At 64.0% G+C, this 22094-nt stretch carries 15 protein-coding genes; 5 read left to right on the plus strand and 10 right to left on the minus strand.

Annotation, left to right across the window (positions count from 1 at the left end; translation table 11 throughout):
• Positions 1-4: 4 nt before the first annotated feature.
• The 6 genes from HB634_RS15335 to HB634_RS15360 form a co-directional block, all read right to left on the minus strand.
• The gene (locus HB634_RS15335) at positions 5-1234 is read right to left on the minus strand and encodes a 2-isopropylmalate synthase (RefSeq protein WP_213949175.1); all 1230 of its coding nucleotides are present in this window, start codon (positions 1232-1234) and stop codon (positions 5-7) included.
• 509 nt (positions 1235-1743) lie between these two features.
• The gene (thrC, locus tag HB634_RS15340) at positions 1744-3021 is read right to left on the minus strand and encodes a threonine synthase (RefSeq protein ID WP_213949176.1); all 1278 of its coding nucleotides are present in this window, start codon (positions 3019-3021) and stop codon (positions 1744-1746) included.
• A gap of 2 nt (positions 3022-3023) precedes the next feature.
• A complete protein-coding gene (locus tag HB634_RS15345) occupies positions 3024-3974 on the minus strand; it encodes a homoserine kinase (RefSeq protein ID WP_213949408.1) in 951 nt (316 codons plus the stop codon).
• Complete coding sequence (locus HB634_RS15350) at positions 3968-5068, minus strand: homoserine dehydrogenase (protein WP_255548650.1); 1101 nt, start codon at positions 5066-5068, stop codon at positions 3968-3970. Before HB634_RS15350 ends, HB634_RS15345 begins: the two co-directional genes overlap by 7 nt.
• Positions 5069-5535: 467 nt before the next feature.
• On the minus strand, positions 5536-7527 hold the full coding sequence (locus HB634_RS15355) for a bifunctional 2',3'-cyclic-nucleotide 2'-phosphodiesterase/3'-nucleotidase (protein WP_213949177.1): 1992 nt from the start codon (positions 7525-7527) through the stop codon (positions 5536-5538).
• A 169-nt stretch (positions 7528-7696) separates the two neighbouring features.
• Positions 7697-9619 carry a nucleotide pyrophosphatase/phosphodiesterase family protein gene (locus HB634_RS15360; protein WP_213949178.1) on the minus strand — a complete coding sequence of 641 codons (1923 nt, stop codon included), beginning with the start codon at positions 9617-9619 and terminating at the stop codon, positions 7697-7699.
• Positions 9620-9798: 179 nt separating this feature from the next.
• Here HB634_RS15360 and HB634_RS15365 point away from each other — a divergent pair, with 179 nt between their 5' ends.
• The 3 genes from HB634_RS15365 (at position 9799) to HB634_RS15375 (ending at position 14846) form a co-directional block, all read left to right on the plus strand.
• A complete protein-coding gene (locus HB634_RS15365; RefSeq protein ID WP_082879021.1) occupies positions 9799-12102 on the plus strand; it encodes a TonB-dependent receptor in 2304 nt (767 codons plus the stop codon).
• 86 nt (positions 12103-12188) lie between these two features.
• On the plus strand, positions 12189-13235 hold the full coding sequence (locus HB634_RS15370; protein WP_213949179.1) for a glycerophosphodiester phosphodiesterase: 1047 nt from the start codon (positions 12189-12191) through the stop codon (positions 13233-13235).
• A gap of 105 nt (positions 13236-13340) precedes the next feature.
• Positions 13341-14846 carry an amino acid permease gene (locus HB634_RS15375; protein ID WP_213949180.1) on the plus strand — a complete coding sequence of 502 codons (1506 nt, stop codon included), beginning with the start codon at positions 13341-13343 and terminating at the stop codon, positions 14844-14846.
• 12 nt (positions 14847-14858) lie between these two features.
• On the opposite strand, the gene HB634_RS15380 is transcribed toward HB634_RS15375, so the two are convergent.
• Positions 14859-15983, minus strand: a complete 1125-nt coding sequence (locus HB634_RS15380; RefSeq protein ID WP_213949181.1) for a hypothetical protein — start codon at positions 15981-15983, stop codon at positions 14859-14861.
• Between the two features lie 206 nt (positions 15984-16189).
• On the opposite strand from HB634_RS15380, the gene HB634_RS15385 reads away from it, so the two are divergent.
• The gene (locus HB634_RS15385; RefSeq protein ID WP_063572651.1) at positions 16190-16894 is read left to right on the plus strand and encodes a glutathione binding-like protein; all 705 of its coding nucleotides are present in this window, start codon (positions 16190-16192) and stop codon (positions 16892-16894) included.
• A 66-nt stretch (positions 16895-16960) separates the two neighbouring features.
• Here HB634_RS15385 and HB634_RS15390 read toward each other — a convergent pair whose 3' ends face one another.
• On the minus strand, positions 16961-17611 hold the full coding sequence (locus tag HB634_RS15390; protein ID WP_063572650.1) for an outer membrane beta-barrel protein: 651 nt from the start codon (positions 17609-17611) through the stop codon (positions 16961-16963).
• 131 nt (positions 17612-17742) lie between these two features.
• Complete coding sequence (locus HB634_RS15395) at positions 17743-18393, minus strand: outer membrane beta-barrel protein (RefSeq protein ID WP_063572649.1); 651 nt, start codon at positions 18391-18393, stop codon at positions 17743-17745.
• 335 nt (positions 18394-18728) lie between these two features.
• On the opposite strand from HB634_RS15395, the gene HB634_RS15400 reads away from it, so the two are divergent.
• Positions 18729-20624 carry a M61 family metallopeptidase gene (locus HB634_RS15400; RefSeq protein WP_063572648.1) on the plus strand — a complete coding sequence of 632 codons (1896 nt, stop codon included), beginning with the start codon at positions 18729-18731 and terminating at the stop codon, positions 20622-20624.
• Positions 20625-20715: 91 nt separating this feature from the next.
• On the opposite strand, the gene HB634_RS15405 is transcribed toward HB634_RS15400, so the two are convergent.
• On the minus strand, positions 20716-21999 hold the full coding sequence (locus tag HB634_RS15405; protein ID WP_213949182.1) for an acyltransferase family protein: 1284 nt from the start codon (positions 21997-21999) through the stop codon (positions 20716-20718).
• Positions 22000-22094 lie beyond the last annotated feature (95 nt).

The raw sequence follows: 22094 nt of genomic DNA on the forward strand, positions 1-22094 counted from the left end.
TCCTTCAGGGACTGACCGCGAGGGCGGCGGCTGGGGTGGTGTTCTGATGCATTGCCATCAGCGAAGTGAGGTCATCGTTGGTCACTGACCGCTGTTTGTCTGTAAGGGTTTTAAAACTTTCGAAGACGGCGTCGAGCGTCGCTTCGTCTACCTCGTACTCGAGTTCGACCAGTCGCTGGCGCAGCGCGTGGCGGCCGGAGTGCTTGCCCAGAACCAGCGAGGTCTTCGCGCCGACATCCTGCGGACGCATGATTTCGTAGGTGCCGCGGTGCTTGAGCATCCCGTGCTGGTGAATGCCGGATTCATGGGCGAAGGCGTTGTCGCCGACGATGGCCTTGTTGCGCGGCACGGCCTGGTTGGTGACTTCGGCGAGCAGGCGCGAGGTGGGGAACAGGCGCTCGGTGACGATGCCGGTGTCGACCTTGAACAGCGGGCGGCGCGTGTGCAGCGCCATCACGATTTCTTCCAGCGCGGCATTGCCGGCACGCTCGCCGATGCCGTTGATGGTGCATTCCACCTGTCGCGCGCCGGCGCTGATAGCGGCCAGGCTGTTGGCAGTGGCCATGCCCAGGTCATCGTGGCAGTGCGCGGAAAACACCACGCGGTCCGCGCCGCGCACGTGCTTGCGCAGGTAGGCGAACATCTCGGTGATTTCCTGCGGGGTGACGTAGCCGACGGTATCGGGCGCGTTGAGGACGCAGGCACCGGCTTCGACAGCGACGGAAAAGATCTCGGCGAGATAGTCCGGCTCGGTGCGCAGCGCGTCTTCGGCGGAGAATTCGACCTCGTGAGCGAGGGCCTTGGCTCGGAGGATCGCCGTTGCAGCGATATCGATCACTTCCTGCTTGCTCTTGCCGAGCTTGTGCTCGCGGTGCAGGGGACTGGTGGACAGGAACAGGTGGATACGTGAATGTCGCGCGCCTTGCAAAGCCTTGCCCGCACTGTCGATGTCCGCTGACTGACATCGGGCCAATGCGGCGATCGTGGGCGTTTTCAGCGTCCTCGCGATCTCCGCCACAGCGGCGAAATCATCGGGCGAGGCTTGAGGGAAGCCGGCCTCGATGATGTCGACGCCCAGCGCTTCCAGGGCATGTGCCATGCGCAATTTCGCACGTCGGTCCATCGAGAAGCCGGGGGCCTGCTCGCCGTCGCGCAAGGTGGTGTCGAAGATGCGCACGCGGCCGCCTACGTCGCTCTCGACGGATTCGGTGCTGCCCTGGTTTGCTGGATTCATGTCTGGCTCCGCTCGTGAATGAGGCGGGCCTGGGGCAATAAAAAACCCCGCATCCGTTGCCGGGTGCGGGGTTCTTAAGGAGTCTTCAGGTTTGTTTCTATTTACCTGGACACTTGCCCTTAGCCCGCACCTCCGCAGGTAATAAGTACAAGGTTAATAAGAAGGAGGCCGCCGCCGAGACGCAGCTTGCCTACTGCCGCCGGGAGGCGGTTCAGGGCAAAGCGGCCAGTGGTGGTGCGCTGCGTCATGTCACCGAACGTAAGTCAGTTCGTCGACGCATGTCAACACTTTCTCTTGAAACTTGTTTCCTAGGACATTTGGACGGCTAGATGTCCGAGGGGGTGGTTTGCAAGCGGCAATCGCATTCTGTCAGCGATTCCAGGAAGTGGTATTGGCGGTCGTTTCGGGTAGAGAAAGCATCGCCGCTGAAGCGGCTCCCACATAGATCCGCGGCTGGGCGGGCCTTCCGTGGGAGCCCCTTCAGCGGAGATAGCCCAGCCGCGAGGTGCTTACCAGCGTCGCAGCCAGTCCGCGAGAGTCCTTCCGTCCGCAGCAAGCGGTTCCGCGCTTGCCTCGCGGTCCAGCATGGCGCCCAAGGCATCGGGCACCGCCACCGAACGTCCGATCAATGGCTCGACTACGGCATCGAACTTTGCTGGATGCGCCGTCGCGGCAACCGTCCAGGGACGGATGTCTCCCGCCATGCGCTGGCGCTCGAACACGCGGATCGCCGTTGCCGTATGGGGGCAGAAGACCTCGCTGTCGCTGGCCGAATGACGACGTATGACATCACGGATCTCCGCATCATCGACGCCTTCGGCGTGCCCGGCGCGACGCGCGTTGTCATCGCCTCCGAACAGGTGACTCAGCCGCTCGAAGTTGCTCGGCGCGCCCACATCCATCGCATTGGCGATCGTCGCCACCGCGTCGCGCGCCTGGTACGGCTGCCCGGCAAAGAACTCCGGCAGCGTATCGTTCGCGTTACAGGCAAACACCACATCCCCAATCGGCAACCCGATCTCGCGCGCCCACAGGCAGGCAACGGCGTTGCCGAGATTCCCGGTTGGCACGATGACATTCATCACGCCATCGGCGTTCAGTGACGCATGCCCGAAGTAAGCCATCTGCGGCAGCAGGCGCCCCAGGCTGATGCTATTCGCCGATGACATAGGCACGTCGGCCTGCAAGGCGGCATCGCCGAGCGCGCCTTTCACCATGCGCTGGCAGTCGTCGAAACTGCCTTCCACACGTAGCGCGCGCACGTTACCGCCGAAGCTGCCTAGCTGGTGCGCCTGGCGTGGCGAGACGCGGTTGTCTGGGTAGAGAATCGCGACGCGCACGCCGGGCAGGTTGTGGAAAGCGGCGCCGACGGCCGCACCGGTATCGCCCGACGTGGCTACGAGGATGGTGAGTGGGCGATCGCTGTCGCGGCGCAGGCGGCTCAGGCAAGCCGCGAGGAAGCGCGCACCGAAGTCCTTGAATGCTGCGGTGGGCCCATGGAAGAGCTCCAGCACATGAGCGCCTTCGATCTTCAACTCGCGACGCGGTGCCGGAAAGGCGAACGCTTCGGCGCAGATCGCCGGCAGATCGTCTTCGAGCGGATCGCCCTCGAAGAAGGGCTCGAGCATGCGCAGCGCGGTCCCCGCGAGGTAGCCGTTCGCCGGAGGCAGCGGCACCGTCGGCATCGTCTCGGGAACATACAGCCCGCCGTCGGGCGCGATGCCTGCGGCGATGGCATCGGAAAGACGTGTGGGCGCGGCACCGCCGCGCGTGCTGACATAGCGCATGGTCAGAGCAACCGGGCGGCGGGGCCGTCGATGGGGGCGACGAGTACGTCACTGTCGTGACCGGCAGCTTTGAAGGCGGCGCGCATGTCGATCGACGCGGCCTCGGCCGAGGCGCGATCTTCGAACCAGCCGAACACGCTCGGGCCGGCGCCGGAAATGCTGGCACCGAAGGCGCCATGGTCGAGCGCGGCCTGCTTCACGGCAGCGAAACCGGGAATCAGTGGCGCACGACGTGGTTCCACCAGCACATCGGAGAGTCCTTCGCGAACCAGCGCCGCTTCTCCGCGATAGCAGCCCGCCAGCACCAGCGCGAGATTGGCACTCTGCGCCACGAACTCGCTCAGCGCGTAATGGCCGGCCAGTGCAGCACGGGCACGGCGGGTTTCCAGCACCACGTGCGGATGGACCAGCGCGCAATGCCACTCGCCCGGCACCGGAATGCGCACGAGGCGCTTGTCAGTGGCGAGCACGAGGCCACCGAGCAACATCGGTCCGAGGTTATCGCCATGACGACTACCGCTGGCAACCACCTCGCCGTCCAACGCAAACGGATACAAAGCCTCGCGTGACAGCGGCTCGTCCAGCAGCGCATTGGCGGCAACGACAGCCGCGACGCAGGACGCCGCCGATCCGCCCATGCCCGAGCCCAGCGCGATGCCCTTGTGCAGCACCAGCTCGAAGCCGAACGGCAGTTGCAGCCCATGCATCATCGACAGCAACGAGGCGCCGGCGGTGTTGTCCGCGGCAGCCATCGGCAGGTCCGTGATCACGCCATCGATCGAGGCAATGCGCACTTCCCGCTCGGGGATGCGACGCACTTCGGCACGATCGCCTGCGCCTGCGACGCAGTGTCCAAGGATGTCGAACCCGATGCCGACATTGCCGACACTGGCGTAGGCCTCGGCCACGGCGACATCCGCACGGACCAGGGGCGAGGATTCTTCTTTCAGCATGCGCACCGTTTTACTCCCATGGCACCGGCCACGCGCAGCAGATCCGTGAAGACCGCCGCCGCCGTGACCTCGGGACCGGCACCCGGCCCCTGGACGACCAGGGCATTGTCGCAGTAACGGCGCGTGGCGAAACGCACCACGTTATCGGTGAGGCGCGAGTGCGCGAAAGCGTGGTCGGCACCGATCACCTGCACGCCTACCGAGGCGTTCCGCCCATCGAGACGGGCCACGTGGCGGAGCACGCCGCCCGCGGCGCGGGCATCGGCAAGCAGGGCGGCCATCGGCGCATCCATGGCGTCGAGATTCGCCATGAAGCCCTCGCGGCTGCCGTCGGCCAGCTCGGCGGGGATCAGGCTGCGTACGTTCACGTCGTCCAGGGACAGGCCGACGCCGGCTTCCCGGGCGAGAATCACCAGCTTCCGGGCCACGTCCATGCCGGAAAGGTCGTCACGCGGATCGGGCTCCGTATAGCCCATGGCATGCGCCTCGCGGACCAGCGCCGAGAACGGTACCGAGCCATCGAAGCGATTGAACAGCCAGGCCAGGGTACCGGAGAGCATGCCTTCCACGGCGAGCAGCTCATCGCCCGTGTCGATCAGGTCGCGCAGGGTCTGCACCACCGGCAAGCCCGCACCCACCGTGCCTTCGTAGTGCAGGCGGGCGCCGCTGGCGTCGGAGGCACGGGCGATTTTGTGCCAGCGATCCAGCGGCCCGCTGGCGGCGCGCTTGTTCGGGGTGACGATGTGGATGCCGGCGGCGAGCCAGCCGGCGTAATGGTTGGCCACGAGGTCGCTGGCGGTGCAGTCGGCCAGTACGGCCACTTCGCCTTCGCGGCCGGCCACGTACGCGGCGAACTCGTCGAGCTCGGCCGGACGCCAGATCTGGGCGCCGTGCTGGCGACCGTTGAGGGCGTCGTCGTCGCAATCCAGCCACATATGCCGGCTGTCGCTCACCGCCCGCAGGCTGAGCTGCAGGTTGCACTCGCGCAGCAGACGGGGTGCGGCCAGGCGCATCTGGGCCAGGAAGGCGCTGCCGACCTTGCCGGGTCCGACGACACCGACATTGACCACAAGGGGAGCGACGGCCACGCGCAGAGGCGCAACACGTAAGGGAGAACGGGGTAACTCGACAGCGATGGACACGATGAAAGCCTCCGGTGAGAGGCCCTTCGTCACATCAGGTTTGGGATCTTGGCTGGGAGTTCCGGCGCCGATCCCGTCCTGCGGGAGGTCGGGGCCGGCAGCGACAAGAAACTAGGCGCGCGCGAACTCCGATCCTCCGACCAGGGTAGTGGTCGTTGTCGTTGTAGTCGCGGTGGTGGACACGGACGCAAGCGCGCCGGCCGGGAGGGCCGGGGTGAAACGCAGCGCTGGCGTGTTGGGATGCATGGGCCCGACGTTATGCCCGCGTGTAGGGGACTGTCAAGCGGGTCGGGGCCGGCCGGATGGCCTATGTGGATTTTGGCGGAGGTGCCGACAGGTGCGAACTGTGGGAGCCGCTTCAGCGGCGATGGGGATTGCGGCAGCGCCCATCGCCGCTGAAGCGGCTCCCACAAACAAGATCAGCGTTTTGAAAGGTCTAGCGCGTAGACGGCGGTGCCGTCGCCGTTGTCGCGGAGTTGTTTGATGGCGAGGTGCTGGGCCTTGGCGATGTCTTCCTTGCCGGCCGCCGCGGTGAACGTGAGCGTGCCCTTGGTCTTCACCGGGACGAAGCTCCACGAACGCTTGTCGACATCTTTCGCGGTGATGGTCTTCTTCGTTTCCACCCACTTGATCACGACTTCGCGATTGCCGTCCGGCGCGTTCAGGACGACGGAATCGCCATTCATGCCCGGGAAGCCGCCGCCACCGTTTGCGCGATAGCTGTTGGTCACCACGATGAAGGGCTGGCCATCGTCGACCGGCTTACCCTTGTAGCGGAGGTTGCCGATGCGCTGGCCTTCTGGCTTGGTGACGTCGATGGTGTAGGTGATGCCACCCTGCATCTGGTCGAAGTTGTACGCCACGAACTTGCCGGTCAGTGCCTGTTCCCCCTCCTTCGAGGGATCGATCTGGTTGAAGCGTCGGGCCGACTCTTCCAGCCACGCCTTCACCCCGGCGCCATCGATCTTCACTGCGGCGAGCGTGTTCGGATAGAAGTACAGATCCGCCGCATTGCGGATGGTCAGGGGACCCTTCGACACATCGGTGTAATCGTCCGGGCCGCCGAAGCCTGTACGGAACGCGGAGGCGGCGGAGATCAGCGGGACGTCCTTCCATTCCGGGTGCGTACGGCTGAGCTCGTCACGCGCGTAGTCGGCTTGCGCGGCATTGACCACGGCAAGCGCGCTCATGTTGCCTTCGTCCGCGAAGTAGCTGGTGAGGTCGTGGTCTGTCGCGCCAATGGGCGTGTTGACGTAGGCGATCGCGGCTTCGTGTGCGTCCTTCACGATCGGCTCGATAGTCGGGTCGACGGCGACACACTCGTTCTTCTTCGGGCAGATCGGGCGGACCTGACTGTGGCTCTTGTCCTTCTCCACCACCCAGCGATCACCCTCGCGCTTCAACGTCATGTTGATCACGCCCAGATCCTTGCCGAAGAAGCCGCCCATCACGGCGGGCACGCCGCGCACGATGCCGCGCTTCGCGTCCACGTCCTTCATGTCCATGTAGCGCGGCCCCGGGAACTCGGTGTGCGAGTGACCCAGAAGCAGCGCGTCGATGCCCGGCACGCCGGCAAGGTACCAGCCGCCGTTCTCCATCTGCGGCGTGTACGGCGCGGTGTTGAGGCCCCCGTGCAGGATCGCGACCACCAGGTCGGGCTTTTGCGCGAGCACTTCCGGCATGTATTTGTTCGCGGCTTCGACGACGCCGTCGACGGTGACCTTGCCCTGCAGGTTGCGCTTGTCCCAGTCGAGAATCGGCGGCGGCGTGAAACCGATGATGCCGATCTTCAGCGTCGTCGGCACCACCTTGCCCATCGTGGTGGTGACGTTGACTGTCTTGGTCACGATGGTCCACGGCTTGAAGATGGGCTTGCCATCGCGCGTGCTGTAAACGTTGGACAGCACCAGCGGGAATTTCGGTCCCGCACACTGCTGGGCCTTCACACCGTCCACGTTCATCGACGTGTTGGTGACCTGGGCGAGGAAGGGCAGGCCGTAGTTGAACTCGTGGTTGCCGGCGGTACCGCCGTCGTAGCCGATCGCGTCCATCGCGGCGTAGATGCCCAGCTCGGTATCGCAGCCCACCGGCTTGACCATGGCCTGGTAGTCGGCGAGTACGGACCCCTGGATGGTGTCGCCGCTGTCGAACAGCACCGTATTCGGGAACTCCTTGCGAGCCTGGCGGATCAGCGTGGCAACGCGCTCGTAGCCGAAGCTCGGATCGTCCTTCTGCTTGTAGTAGTCGTACGAAAGAATGTTCGAGTGGACGTCGGTCGTCTCGAGGATAGCCAGGTCCAGCGTCGCGCCATCGGTGATAGCGGCGGGGTGGGCCGTCTTGTCTTTCGGCGCGCCGGCGCAGGAGGCGAGCAGTGCGGCCGAAAGCGTGGCCATCGCGAGATGCTTGAGCATGGGGGTATCCGGTGGGACGTAGGGTATCGGGGCGGAAAACTAGCAGAAAGCGCCGCAGCGGCATAACGGCCGTGCTCCTGTAGGAGCCGATTCATCGGCGATCCCACGAAGCGGGCCAGGATGCAGCAAGCACCCATCGCCGATGAATCGGTTCCCACAGAAGCCCTTTTCAGGGCAGGTGTTCGGCCTTGGCCTGGTCGAAATAGGTGTAGGTTCTGCCGTTGTCGGTGAGCTGCTTGGTCTTGAGGACGAAGCGGTAGCCCGTGCGGTTCATTGAAGAGCCGTCCACGCGGCGCACGTCCAGGCCCGTGGCGGTGTCGGTCGTCACATCCGCCGACGTCACGGCGAGGCCGTCGCCGCTGCGGCCTTCGATGGCCTCACGGAGCACACGCCCGTCCGGTTTGCCCAGATCCAGCTTGAGTACGGCGGCCAGCGTGGGCGCAAGGTCCACGTTGCCGCTCGGCAACTCGCTGCGCGTGTTCTTGCGGAAGTCGGGGCCGCTGACCAGCAGGAGGTTATGCACGTCGACCGGGCTGAAGCTGCCGTGCATGCCGCGCTCGTTCGACATGCTGGTGTACACGGTGCCCTTGAATCCCTGCACGGTCGCTTCCGCATCGAAGTCGTAGCTGGCCACAATGTCCGGCGCGCGCTTGTTCGCCAGGTGCACGCTGCCGAGGGGCAGGGTGCCGGGAATCTTGCCATAGCGCGCATCGACGAAGATGGCGCCGAAAGCCTCCTGGCTCTGCAGGAAGCGCACGGCCTTGAGCACCTGCGCGCGATCGTGCTCAGGCTGGTAGAGGTACTCGCTGCCTCCGTTGGGCGCGATGACGAAGGCCTGCTTCGGCAGTTCGGCGGGCACCTTATAGGCGGGTGTCGTGTACGGACCTGGCTTGCCACAGAGCTTGCCGTCGTCGTCGAAGCGCGTCGGACGTAACGGCTTGCCGTCGGCTTCGATGCCGGACATGACGGGCACATAGAGGCAGCCGTAGCCGTCGAAGGCGGTGAATCCGGCTCGGGTCATGTCGTCGGCCAGGCGGATGGCTCCGGATACGGAGTAGCCCCACTCGCCATCGGGCTTGCCGACCCGCCCGTCCGCAATCGTGCGCAGCGGAAACAGGTCGCGCGGCGCGGAGACGTTGCTGTGGGCATGGTCTGAAACGATGACCAGGTCGGTATCCGCCTCCATGCCCAACTCCTTCAGCCGTGCCTGCAACTTGCCCAGCAGCTCGTCTTGCGCGCGCAGGGCCAGATGAAAGTTGGGCGAGCCCACGCCATAGAGGTGCTCGGTGGAGTCGGGATTGCGGAGCCAGACGAAGCTCACATCAGGCTTCTCAACCGGAAGGATGTACGTCAGGAAGGCGTTCATCAGGTAGGCGTTGGCTGCCGCTGGCGGGGCGCCGGCGGCGTCGGATGCGTCCGAGCTCACACCATCCTTCAGGGTGACCAGCGATAGCTGGGCGGTCGGCGCGCCGTTGTCCGGCTCCAGTTGGAAGCGGTCCGCGTCGTAGGCGTGAACCGTGTTCGCCGGCAACGGCAGGCCCGCCTTGGTCAGGCGCCTGGCGAAGTCCAGCGGCAGCGCCACGTTCTCGTCGAGGATGACGCCGCCCTCGTGGATGTCCTGCATGAAGGCCGGTCCCGATTTACCGACCACCGCGGTCTTGAGCCCGGCCTTGCGTGCGCGGTCGAGCAGGGTGGGCGCCTCCAGGAGATCGTGGTGCCAGTGGTCGTCGAGGGCACGAAGGACGGCGTAGTCCTCGGTGTAGATCGGCGCGTTGTAGTCGCTTGGCGCGCCCTTGGCGTCGAATCCCGTGGCGCCGGGCGCCCAGAAGCGGTTGCCAAAGAAGCCGATGGTTCCGGGGAACGACCCGGTGGCGAAGCTCGACGCGTTGATCATGGTGAAGGTGGGGTACGTCGCGTGGTTGTCCGCGAAGAAGGTGCCCTGTTTCGCCAACGCCGCCAGGTTGGGCGTGTCGTCCTCGCTGATCGCGTCCGGCCGCATGCCATCCCAGACGAAGACGATGACCCGGTGCGCGTGGGCATCCACGGTCACCGCTGCAAGGAGGAGGGTGGCCAGGGCAGCAAGTCGACGCATGACGGGTTTCCGTGAGGATAAAAGGTGAGCATGTTGAGGCCCGCGTGTTTCAGTTCGGGGACGAGGTGCCGGTAGTGCGATAGGCGTCACCCCTTCGCAAGAATCACATCCCATCGTAAGAAAACATACATATCGAGTCTGCACGCTTGTCGGCTTCCCCCACGACGAGCTCCCTGTCGATGACGCTTTCCCGTCGCACCCTGTTTCTCGCCCTTGTTGCCGCCATGTCCGTCCAGGCCCGCGCCGGGGACGTGCCGCCGCCCGCCACCGCCGATCAGGCACAGCAACTCGAAGGCGTCTCGGTCATCGGTCAGGGTGAGACCCGGCAGGTGCAGCGCATCACGCCCGCCGACCAGAAGGTGCTGCCGCCGGGTACCAGCCCACAGAAGATCCTGAACCGCCTGCCGGGCGTGTCCGTGCAGTCGAACGATGCCTTCGGCGCCAATGAGGAATCGCAGACGATCACCCTGCGTGGGTTCAACGCCACCCGCCTCGGTTACACGCTGGACGGCCTGCCGCTGGGCGATAACGCCTACGGCAACTACAACGGCCTGAACATCTCGCGTGCACTGATCGCGGAGAACATGGCGACCGTCGAGCTGTCCGAAGGCATTGGTGCTCTCGGCACCGCATCCACCAGTAACCTCGGCGGCGCGATCCAGTACTTCTCGTCCGATCCGGCCAAGACCTTCGGCGGGAAGGTTGCACAGACCTTCGGTAGCGACCATAACCGCCGCAGTTACGCGCGCATCGATACCGGCGATTACAAGGGCTTCTCGATGTACCTGTCCGGTGCGCACACCGACGCGGACATGTGGGCCAACCCGAACTCGCCGACCAACACCAAGCAGTTCAACGGCAAGGCGGTCTATGAGTTCGGCGAGGGCAATCGCATCACCGGTTTCGCCGATACGTCGCGCACCAGTCAGGCCGACTATGCGTACCTGTCCAAGAGCGGCCTGAAGCGTGGGCTCGGGTGGGACTGGAACCTTTACGCACCGGACTGGAAGCGTGCGCTCGCCGCCGCCTACTGCTCGCCCACGTACACCAAGGGCGGCGTGAGCGATCCGCGTTGCGGCTTCTCCGGCGGCGTCGATAACATCGACGACGCGTACTACCAGAGCCGCGCCTTGCGTAGCGACGACCTCTACTACCTCGCCGGTGACTTTACGGTTGCCGATGGCGCCACGCTGCACACCCAGGTCTACCACCACGAAGACGCCGGCCAGGGCCATTGGTGGTCGCCGGGCCAGAAATCGTATCCGGGCACGGCGCAGGAGCTGCCGATCTCGATCCGCAGCACCAACTACACGATCAATCGTAACGGCGCGATCGCTTCGCTGGCGTGGGATCTGGGCGGCCACCATGTCGAAGGCGGCATCTGGTACGAGAAGAACGATCATCACGTCGAACGCAACTTCTATTACATCGACGGTCCGGTGAGCGATGACCGTTACCTGTCCGATCCGGATCGTCGTCTGTTCGCCCAGGACTACACGATCACGACGAAACAGGCCTATCTGCAGGACAGCTTCAAGGCGCTCGACGATCGCCTCAGTGTCGACTTCGGTGTGAAGAGCCCGCATACCACGATGACCGCGCGCGAGCTGCCGGGTGTGGAGAGTCCGTATGCGAACGGCACGCTGAAGGCGGAGAAATCCTTCCTGCCGCAGGCGGGTCTCGCCTACCAGCTGGCACCCGGCCAGGAAGTGTTCCTGTCCTATGCGAAGAACATCGCCGCCTTCCAGGGTGGTGGCGCCGGCGGCCCGCTCTCCGTGTCGCAGGCTGCGTTCGACGGCACCAGGTCCAGCCTGAAGCCGGAACAGTCGCGTAGCATCGATGGCGGCTTCCGCAGCGTCGGCGCATGGTACGAGGCATCCGTGGCGCTGTACGACGTGAAGTTCGACAATCGTCTGCTGTCGCTCAATCCGTGCCCGAGCATCGAGCAAGGCACGCGCCCGGAATGCAACACGGCCTTCGTCAATGTCGGCTCGGTCAGCAGTCGTGGTGCGGAGTTCACCTTCATCTGGAAGCCGATCCGTGGGTTCGAGTGGTACAACTCGGCTTCGTTCAACCGTTCCAGGTATGACGACAACTATGTCGCCAGCGGCCAGGTCGTGCCGGTGAAGGGCAAGACCACCGTCGATACGCCCAAGCGCATGCTCGCGAGCGAGATCAGCTATACCTACGGTCCTTGGTCGGCCAGCCTGCAGGGCAAGTACACGGGTAAGCGTTACTACACCTATACGAACGACCAGAGCGTGGCGGGTGCCACCGCCTTCGACTTCGGTGCAAGCTATAACTTCGGTCCCATCGCCAGCCTCAAGGCACTCACCCTGGCCCTGAACATCACCAATCTTACCGACCACCGCTACGCGACCAACCTGACCGCCTTCGCGGCGACGGATCCGAACGGCCGCGCGCTCGCGTTCCACGCCAGCGCGCCGCGGCAGAGCTTCGTCACCCTCACGGCGGATTTCTGATGAAGGTTCTTGGCCGCTCTTCATATGCGCGCTCCTCGTATGTCTTATCCTCGTGCGCTCTCGCCCTGGCGCTCGGAGCGCTCTCGATGCCCTCGCATGCCGCAACCGCACCGGCGAAGCCCCTTGCCGCGAAGGTCCTCGTTATCGGGCATCGCGGCGCGAGCGCGCTTCGGCCGGAGCACACGCTCGCCTCCTACGCCGTCGCCATCGAAGACGGCGCCGATTTCGTCGAGCCCGACCTGGTGTCGACCAAGGATGGGGTGCTGGTCATCCGCCACGAAAACGACATCGGCGGCACGACCGATGTCGCCGCTCATCCGGAATTCGCCGGCCGTCGCACGACGAAGACGGTCGACGGCGTGCAGATCACCGGCTGGTTCACCGAGGACTTCACGCTCGCGGAGTTGAAGACGCTTCGCGCCCGCGAACGTCTCGCCGATATCCGTAAGGCCAATACCGCGTTCGACGGCCAGTTCAGCGTGCCGACCTTCGACGAAATGATCGAGTTCGTCGCGGCCGAGTCGTCGGCGCGCGGGCGCGTCATCGGGATCATTCCCGAGATCAAGCACTCCACATATTTCCGCGGCGTTGGCCTGCCGATGGAAGACCGGGTGCTGGCCACCCTCGCATCCCACGCTTACACGCGTTCCGCGCCGGTCGAGATCCAGTCCTTCGAGATCGGCAACCTCAAGTACCTGCACGGGAAGCTAGGTAAAGCGCACCCGAATATCCGCCTCCTCCAGCTGATGGACGCCGCGGCGGAGCATCCCGCCGACGATGCAGGCACGACGTACGGCGAGATGATGACGCCGGCTGGCCTCAAGGCGGTCGCCGTCTATGCCGACGCCATCGGCCCATCGACACGCAGCATCATCCCGTTGGGTAAAGACGGTCGGCTGGCCCCGGTGGCACCGTTGGTCCATGACGCGCATGCCGTGGGCCTTGAGGTCCACCCGTACACGTTCCGGCCTGAGAACCACTTCCTCGCTGCGGATTTTCGCAATGATGCGGGGGACACTGCCCGGAACGAGGCGGGGTCGGTAGCGGAGATTCGCGCCTACCTGGCGGCGGGGATCGATGCGTTCTTCACCGATGACCCGGCGTTGGGGCGTAGGGCGCTGGATCAGCGCTGAGGCGGCTGGTTTCGCCGATGAATCGGCTCCCACATGAGGCTGCGGCATCCCACCGCGGCCTGCCGCAGGTATGATCCCCGGTCAGCCAGTCCCAGGGATCCCCCGATGTCGTTAGCCAAGTTCCTCCGCCACAAGTCCGTCGAGCAGTTGCAGGCCGAGGTTGGTCAGCGCAAGGACTTCCGGCGGGTGCTGGGTCTGTGGCAGCTCACGGCCATCGGCATCGGCGGCATCATCGGCGTGGGCATTTTCGTGCTCGCTGGCCAGCAGGCGGCGCTCAATGCCGGCCCGGCGGTCGCCCTCAGTTTCATCATCGCGGGTCTGGGCAGTGCCTGCGCAGCACTCTGCTACGCCGAGTTCGCCGGCCTGATCCCGGTCACCGGCAGTGCCTACACCTACGGTTACGCCGTACTCGGCGAAGGCGCCGCCTGGATCATCGGTTGGGATCTGCTCCTCGAATACGCGCTGGTGGTCGCCGTCGTCGCCATTGGCTGGTCCGGATACGTGCAGGTGCTGCTGTCGTCGGCGGGTGTGCACCTGCCCGAGTGGGCGCAGAAGAGCATGAGCGCCGACACCATGGCGTATTACTGGCAGCATGCCGTCGCGCCGCTTGGCGTGAGCTTCGCCCATCCGGTCGCCGCACCCACCGATGGACACCGCTTCAACATCATCGCCGCTGCCATCTCGGTATTCGTCGCCATTCTACTTTCGGTGAAAACGGAGTGGGGCGCGCGCCTCAACACGGTGATCGTCGGCATCAAGGTGATCGGCGTGGCGCTGGTGATCGGTGTCGGCGCGTTCTACATCAATACGGCGAACTGGCACCCGTTCATTCCCGAGCGCGTGTTCGACGATAAGGGCATGGGCCACTTCGGCTGGCAGGGCGTGCTGACTGGCGCGAGCGTCGTGTTCTTCGCCGTGTTCGGCTACGACACGCTGACCACCGCGGCCGAGGAAGCCAAGGATCCGCAGCGCGATCTTCCGCGTGCGGTGCTGCTGTCGCTGGCTGTGGCGATGGTTCTCTATATCGCGGTATCCCTGGTGCTCACGGGCATCGTGCCCTATGGCACGCTCAATGGTGAAGCATCGGTGTCCGATGCCTTCAATGCCATCGGCCTGCCGTGGCTGAGCAACGTCATCGCCGTGGCGGCGGTTATCGGCGTCATCAGCGTGTTGTTCGCTTTCATGTTGGGTGCGGCGCGCATCTGGTTCGCGCTGTCGCGCGATGGCTTGTTGCCGGCATGGTTCGCCCGTGTCCACCCGCGATTCGGCACGCCCGCTCGCCCGACGATGATTCTCGGCATCTTTACCGCCGCGGTCGCCGGCCTGCTGCCCATCGGTGAAGTGGCCGAACTGGTCAATATCGGCACGCTCAGCGCTTTCATCCTGATTTGCGCCTCGGTGCTCGTGCTGCGCGTGCGCAAGCCTGACCTGGAGCGGAAGTTCAAGACGCCGGCGGTGTGGTTTGTCGCCCCGCTGGGCATCCTGTTCTCGCTGGCGCTGATCTGGGGCCTGCCATGGATCACATTCGAGCGCTTTGCAATATGGATGGCGATCGGTTTGATCGTTTACTTCACCTATGGCGTGAAGCACAGCAAGCTCAATCGCGACTGAGATGCCCTCCGGTCATTCGACCATGTAATGCGGTGTGTCCGGCGGGTCCGGACGCACCGGCACGGTCCACTCGTTGGCCATATAGGAACGCATGCGCCGTTCGTTCGCCGCCGAATAGCGGTAGCAGTTGGCGCGCAGCAGACTGGTGGTTGACTTGAGGTTCGTTTCGCACGGCCAGCCTGACGACCAGCGTACTTCGGCGTCTTCGTGGCTGGCAGTCAGCGTGTGGCCGTACTCATGGGCAACGATGGTGTAACGGCCCTTGAGTGAAGCCATGGCGTGGTCGCCGCCAAGCCACGCAAGTCCGGATACGCCCGGCGCAACCTGGTTGCCCGTCAGCAGCATGAACTTGTATTCGAACTCGCCGCGAACGTGGGGGAGCCTTTCGCGACGTGCATAGCTGTCCACGGCCGTCGTCCAGTCCTTGAGCGATGAAGCCTGTCCATAAGCGATATCGGTCAGTCCGTCGACTTGCTGGCTGTAGATTGCCCACAAGCGCCTGGTCGGCAGGATTCTCTTCATGTCGGCGATCCACCAGGCGACATACTTCGCGTGGATGTGTTCCCGTGTCATGTCGAGCGTGTCGTCGTGAAGGAAAAGCCAGAAGACCAGGACGGGCGAAGATGCTGCCCGAGGCCGACTTGCAGCCGTGGTGCCGTTCCGTGCATCTCGTGGCACCGCCCGTCGTTGTCTTGATGCGCGGTGCGCTGCAGATTCGTCGTTGCCACGAGGCGCATCGGGGCGGCCCTGATGGCTGCCTTCCGCGTCGCGGTCGAAAGTCGTGACTTCCATGTCGCCGGAACGAGGCACGCTGATATCCAAGTGACCGCCGGAACGGGTTAGCATGGCTTGCTCGCCCTGCCACGTCACCCGATACATGGCCCCCGGCACGTCCCCTGAAACGTCGGGGAAGTGAAGTTCAACATCGAGTAGCGACTCGATGACCAGGGCGCCGCCGCCTTTGCCGTCGGAAAGCACGATGGTCTGGGGTAGTTCGCGAGCGATCGCCTCGTCGAAACGGTCGACGGCGTTGGTCGAACGAGCATGGGACGTGCTGGCAAGGAGGGGGCCGAGCGCAGAAAAGACCAGTGCGTGAAGAGCGGGGCGCAGCGGTGGTGGGCGGCGGGGCGCAGCCATGGAAGTCCTTTTCGTGGGGCGGCGCGGACGATAACGTGGTCGAGGTCGTTCATGGTGGCTCGCGGCCCACCCACGGCAGACCCCTACGGCAATGGGGGGCATTCGGGAAAGTGGTCTCGATGAGGACGCTGCCTTACGGTCGGCCCATTGAATCGAGCGTGGTAACGACCTACCTTCGAAAGGTCACGGCCCGAAGGAAAGGCAGCATGTCAGATCTCTCCGCGTTCCCGATCACCTCGCGCTGGCCCGCCGCGCATCCTGATCGCATCCAGCTGTATTCGCTACCGACCCCCAACGGGGTAAAGACCTCGATCCTGCTCGAGGAGCTCGGGTTGCCGTACGAGGTACACCTCGTCGACATCATGAAGAACGAGAACAAGACGCCGGAGTTCGAGTCGCTCAATCCGAACGGCAAGATTCCGGCGATGATCGATCCGAACGGTCCGGACGGTAAGCCGATCGGCCTGTTCGAATCCGGCGCGATCCTGCTCTACCTCGCCGAGAAGACGGGGAAGTTCATTCCCGCCGATGCGGCGAAGCGCTGGGAAACCATCCAGTGGGTATTCTTCCAGATGGCCGCGATCGGACCGATGTTCGGCCAGGTGGGTTTCTTCCACAAATTCGCTGGCCGTGAGTTCGAGGACAAGCGCCCGCTGCAGCGGTATGTCGATGAGGCCAAACGCTTGCTGGGCGTGCTGGATCGTCGCCTCGAGGGTCGCGACTGGATCGTTGGCGACGAATACACCATTGCGGACATCGCCACGCTGGGTTGGGTGAACAACCTGGTGACGTTCTATGGCGCGCGTGAGCTGGTCGGTTTCGATGACTTCCAGAACGTCATTGCATGGCTAGAGCGCGGCACATCGCGGCCGGGTGTGGAGCGCGGACTTAAGATTCCTTCACGCACCTGAGCGATCGAAAGGAGAAGAAAACGGCCGCGAAAGCGGCCGTTTTCGATGGTGTATGACGAGGTTCGTTCAGAAGCGGAATTCCGCCGACGCACCCCAGACGCCAACGTTCACCGTGCGCTTGTCATTGGTGATGTCCTGCGCCTTCAGCGAGTAGTTGTCATAATTGAATGACACGCCGAAGTTCTGGGCAAAGTCGTAACCGAAACCAATGCCGGCGTAAATGCCGTTGTCGTTTGACGAGTTACGGGACTTCGAAACGGAGGAGGGTGTGGTCCCGTCCACATACCAAGTGTCACGGATGTCGTAGGTGGTATGGGAGTGAGCCAGGCCCAGACGCGCGTTAATCGTCCAGTTGTGCGGAAGCACCCACTTCCCGTTTCCGCCGAGGAGCACGGCCTTGCCCTTCAACTCATACTTCCGCTCACCCAGAACAATCGTCGGGCCGAGGTAACGCTCGTTATATCTGGACGAGATGTTGCCGAGGTCTACATAGCCGGCCTCAACACCGACGTAGAACGGACGATCCACTGCCCAGCGGTATCCCACGACGGCGCCGAAGGCGGTGTCGTTCTTGTCCTGGAACCTGGCGTGGCTGATGTCGTATTGGGCGTTACCGCCGTTGATGCCGACGAAGGCGCCTTCATTGGAAGCACGTACGCCAAACGAAGCGAAAGTAAGCGCGGCGGCAGCGGCCGCCGTCAGAAGAAGCTTTTCCATGAAGATCCCTGGGTTCCTGGTAGTGCGCACCGGCCCCTTCGCCGGGCGGCCCCTTTTCGTGGCAGCGCGATAGTAGTCCCAAAAAAACGGCCGCGAAAGCGGCCGTTCTTCATGACACGTTCTGCGAACGATCAGAAACGGAATTCTGCCGCAGCACCCCAGACGCCAACATTCACCGTACGCTTGTCATCGGTGATGCCCTGCGCCTTCAGTGAATAGTTGTCGTAGTTCACCGTGACGCCGAAGTTCTTCGTGAAGTCATAACCGAAGCCGATGCCGGCGTAGATGCCGTTGTCGTTCGACGAATCGTGAAACTTCTGGCTGGAGACGCTATCGTTATTGAAGGATGCATTGGCCTTCACGTCGTAAGACGTGTGCGAATGTGCCACACCAAGACGTGCGGTGATCGTCCAGTGGTGCGGAAGCTCCCACTTGCCGTTGGCGCCAATGAGCAAAGCGCGACCCTTGAGCTCGTCTTTCTCGTTGTACGAGAGGACGCTTCCGGCGTACATCTGCGACTGGTTGTAGTGACTGGTGATCTTGCCCAGGTCAACGTAACCGGCTTCAACGCCGAAATAGAACGGACGATCTACGGCCCAGCGATAACCCACGACGGCGCCGAAAGCGGTATCGCTCTTGTCGTGGAAGTCGGTGTTGTCGATGTCGTAGTTGGTACGACCGCCGTTGATGCCGATGAAAGTGCCTTCGCTGGAAGCGTGGGCACCGAACGAGGCAAACGAAAATGCGGCAGCAGCGGCTGCCGTGAGAAGAAGCTTTTCCATGAGGATCCCTGTGTTCCTGATTGTGCGCACCGGCCCCTTCGCCGGGCGGCCCCTTGACTGGCCGCGCGATATTACGATCTTTTAACTTATTGCGCCAAGCACTTTTTGCTGATTATTGAGGCGCAAGTTCTTGCGATTTGCGTGCGCCGCACTTTCGGCGACACGCGACCGAAACGCCCGGTTGCCATGAGGCGTCGGCACCGCCCGTGACCTCTGGCATAGGGCTACGTCAGTCCCCGGCGTTTAGCATCGAAGGCTTGCGCGAACCGCAGGGGCTCGCGCTGACCCGCTCGCATGGATGGCCGGGCAACCCACACGCTCCACGGGAGAATTCAGTGAAATCCACCCTTCTTGCCTCCGCGCTGCTGGCGGCACTCGCCGGCGTTGGCGCGACGGCCGTCCGCGCGGATGATGTCCCCGCTCCGCAGGACACCGCTTATAACGGCACGCTCAAGCTCGCCGTCGACGCGACCGACCTCGACCACCGTGTTCTCCGCGTTCGCGAGACCATTCCTGCACAGGCGGGTCCGCTGACCCTGCTGTTCCCGCAGTGGATCCCGGGCCACCATTCGCCGACCGGTCCGATCGATCAGTTCGCCGGCCTCGTCGTGACCTCGGGTGGCAAGCGCATCGAGTGGAAGCGTGACGAATTCAACGTCTATGCGTTCCACGTGGACGTGCCGGCCGGTGCTTCCTCCGTCGACGTCGAATTCCAGACGCTGACCCCGCAGGACACCCGCCAGGGCCGCATCGTCATGACGCCCGACATCGTCAATGTCGAGTGGAACCAGGTGTCGCTGTATCCGGCGGGCTATCGTGCCGACCGCGTCCAGGTCGACGCGAGCGTGAAGCTCCCGGCGGGTTTCCAGTACGGCAGCGCGCTGGAAGAAGCGAGCAAGAGCGGCGACACGGTCAACTTCAAGACGATCAACTACGACGACCTCGTCGACTCGCCGATCTTCGCCGGCCGCTATTTCAAGCGCGTCGATCTCGATCCGAACGGCCGCTCGCCGGTGCATCTGAACATCGTGGCCGACAACGCCAAGTCGCTCGAGATCAAGCCGGAAGCCCTGGAGATCCATCGCAAGCTCGTCCAGCAGATGGACAAGCTCTACGGTGCCCGCCATTACAACCACTACGACTTCCTTCTCGCACTGACCGACAAGCTCGGCGGCATCGGCCTGGAACACCATCGTTCTTCGGAGAACAGCGCCGCGCCGGGCTACTTCACCGAGTGGGACAAGAACTGGCTCGGCCGCGACCTGCTCGCCCACGAGTACAACCACTCCTGGGACGGCAAGTACCGTCGTGGCGCTGATCTGGCCACGCCAAGCTTCAATGTACCGATGGGCAATAGCCTGCTGTGGGTCTACGAAGGCCAGACGCAGTTCTGGGGCAACGTCGTCGCCGCACGCTCCGGCCTGGTGACGCAGGACCAGGCGCGCGACCTGCTCGCTTTTGTTGCCGCGACCTATGACAAGGGCCGTCCCGGCCTGTCCTGGCGCACCATCGAAGACACCACCAACGATCCGACCATCGCCCAGCGTCGCCCGCTCTCGTATCGCAACTACCAGATGAGCGAAGACTATTACCAGGGCGGCCAGATGATCTGGCTGGATGTCGACACCAAGCTGCGCGAACTGTCCAAGAACAAGCGCACCCTGGACGATTTCGCCAAGGCCTTCTTCGGCATGAAGGACGGCGACTGGAAGGTCAACCCGTACACCTTCGAAGAAGTGGTCTCGACCCTCAACGGCATCGCGCCGTATGACTGGGCGACCTACCTGCGCGACCGCGTGGACGGCCACAAGGGTGACATCGAAGGCATCGAGCGCGGTGGCTGGAAGCTGGTCTACAACGACAAGCCTTCCGACGCCATCAAGGCGTTCGAAGCCCGTCGCATGATGACCGACCTGACCTACTCGGCCGGCTTCGCCGTGTCGAACAAGGGCGACATCTCCGACGTGCGCTGGGACGGCCCCGCCTTCAATGCCGGCCTCTCGCCGGGCATGCATATCGTCGCGGTGAACGACAAGGAGTTCTCCGGCGATGTGCTGAAGGACGCCGTGACCGATGCGAAGACGGGCAAGGCCCCGATCCAGCTGCTGGTCAAGAACTTCGACACGTACAAGACGATCAGCGTCGACTACCACGGCGGCCTGATGTATCCGCATCTGGAACGCGACAAGAGCAAGCCCGACTGGCTGGGCGAGCTGTACAAAGCAAAATGAGACATGAAGGGCGCCGCAAGGCGCCCTTCTTCGTTGTGGACGAACCGCTTCGACGGCCATGCTCTCGTAGGAGCCGATTCATCGGCGATCCCTACGGAGCGATACCTTCAGGTCCCTTCGCGAGCACCATCGCCGATGAATCGGCTCCTACAGAAACGGTCCCGGCAGGAATGGTCTCCGCCGAACTGGACACCACGGTGCGCTTCAAGGCCTTCAACCCGAACAACGGTCGTATGAATGCCACCCGCCGGATCACGAATTCGTGCAGCGCATAGCACCCGGCAATCGTCCCGCCCAGCACCAGCGCCGGTTCGAGCCCCGGCCCCAGTGACATCGGCTTCAGCCAGAACACCAGCAGGATGATCAGGCTCTGGTGCAGCATGTACCAGGGATACACGGCCTCCGTGCAATACGGCAGCCAGCGGAACGGGCGGTCGAGGAGCACCTTGCCCCAACCGAGAATGGTCAGCAGCGCGGCCCAGAGATACAGGCTCTGCGAAGACTGCGACAGCGCGGTCCAGAACGCGTCTGGCACGCGGTGCATCCATGAATCGTCGGCGACCAGCTGGCCGGTCAGGCGCAGGCCGAGATAGAGCGTGATCGAGACCAGCGCTGTGATAAAGGTAGCCTTGCGCATCGCAGCCACCCGTATCCAGAAACCCTGCTCGCGGGCCAGCAGATAGCCGCCGAGGAAGATCGATCCGTACTTGGCGTGCTGGTACCAGTCGCCGACCAGGGCACCGGTCGTGGGAAACATCGGCGCGAGGTACAGGATGAAGAAGAGCAGCAGCGCCGTCGGCGCACCCACGAGGAACCATGCGGGCGCCCGGCAGAAGGCCGCGACAGCGTTCCGGACGCGGGCATGCCCGAGGAGTGGCATCAGGGCGGCAAGGCACAGCGTGTACGTCCACAGGTAAGGCAGATACCAGAGGTGGTTCCAGGTGATCCCGTACTGCCACCCGGTGAAGCTGTCCTTCGGCCATGGGTGCACGTTCCAATAGCTGGCCAGGAAATTCCAGAAGCCCGGCGTGAGGTGGCCGCTGGCGACCCCTTCGCAGTAGGGCTGGATCGGCACCACCACGAACATGCCGAAGATCAGCGGCAACAACAGCCGCCAGCTGCGCTCGCGGGCGAAGCGCAAAAGCCGGCCCTCTGGGGCGGCCAGGGCGATCGCGGCGCCCGAGATGAGGAACAGCAGGCACATCCGCCAGCGGTTCACGAAGATCATCGGCCACTGCAGCCATTCGGCCGTGTGTGCGCTTTTGATGTGGAAGTCCCAGTCGCCCACATAGGCCATGGCCGTGTGATAGAGGATGAGGAGGGCGAAGGCGAGGATGCGCAAGGCATCGATGTCGTGGCGGCGGGTGGTGCTCATGTCCGTGCGTCCTGTCGTGAAGGCAGGGCCAGAATCGGCTTCGGGCCGGGCCCGGCACCACCACGAGGGGCCGAACGGGAGGCTTTCGGGGACGA

Origin of the sequence: Luteibacter sp. dw_328, assembly GCF_018449605.1 — a bacterium.
GTDB lineage: Bacteria > Pseudomonadota > Gammaproteobacteria > Xanthomonadales > Rhodanobacteraceae > Luteibacter.

Coding starts and splice junctions, on each gene's coding strand:
- HB634_RS15335 (WP_213949175.1), bottom strand. CDS start 1,234: ATGAATCCAGCAAACCAGGGCAGCACCGAATCCGTCGAGAGCGACGTA.
- thrC (WP_213949176.1), bottom strand. CDS start 3,021: ATGCGCTATGTCAGCACGCGCGGCGGTGCCGCGCCCACACGTCTTTCC.
- HB634_RS15345 (WP_213949408.1), bottom strand. CDS start 3,974: ATGCTGAAAGAAGAATCCTCGCCCCTGGTCCGTGCGGATGTCGCCGTG.
- HB634_RS15355 (WP_213949177.1), bottom strand. CDS start 7,527: ATGCTCAAGCATCTCGCGATGGCCACGCTTTCGGCCGCACTGCTCGCC.
- HB634_RS15360 (WP_213949178.1), bottom strand. CDS start 9,619: ATGCGTCGACTTGCTGCCCTGGCCACCCTCCTCCTTGCAGCGGTGACC.
- HB634_RS15365 (WP_082879021.1), top strand. CDS start 9,799: ATGACGCTTTCCCGTCGCACCCTGTTTCTCGCCCTTGTTGCCGCCATG.
- HB634_RS15370 (WP_213949179.1), top strand. CDS start 12,189: ATGCCCTCGCATGCCGCAACCGCACCGGCGAAGCCCCTTGCCGCGAAG.
- HB634_RS15375 (WP_213949180.1), top strand. CDS start 13,341: ATGTCGTTAGCCAAGTTCCTCCGCCACAAGTCCGTCGAGCAGTTGCAG.
- HB634_RS15380 (WP_213949181.1), bottom strand. CDS start 15,983: ATGGCTGCGCCCCGCCGCCCACCACCGCTGCGCCCCGCTCTTCACGCA.
- HB634_RS15385 (WP_063572651.1), top strand. CDS start 16,190: ATGTCAGATCTCTCCGCGTTCCCGATCACCTCGCGCTGGCCCGCCGCG.
- HB634_RS15390 (WP_063572650.1), bottom strand. CDS start 17,611: ATGGAAAAGCTTCTTCTGACGGCGGCCGCTGCCGCCGCGCTTACTTTC.
- HB634_RS15395 (WP_063572649.1), bottom strand. CDS start 18,393: ATGGAAAAGCTTCTTCTCACGGCAGCCGCTGCTGCCGCATTTTCGTTT.
- HB634_RS15405 (WP_213949182.1), bottom strand. CDS start 21,999: ATGAGCACCACCCGCCGCCACGACATCGATGCCTTGCGCATCCTCGCC.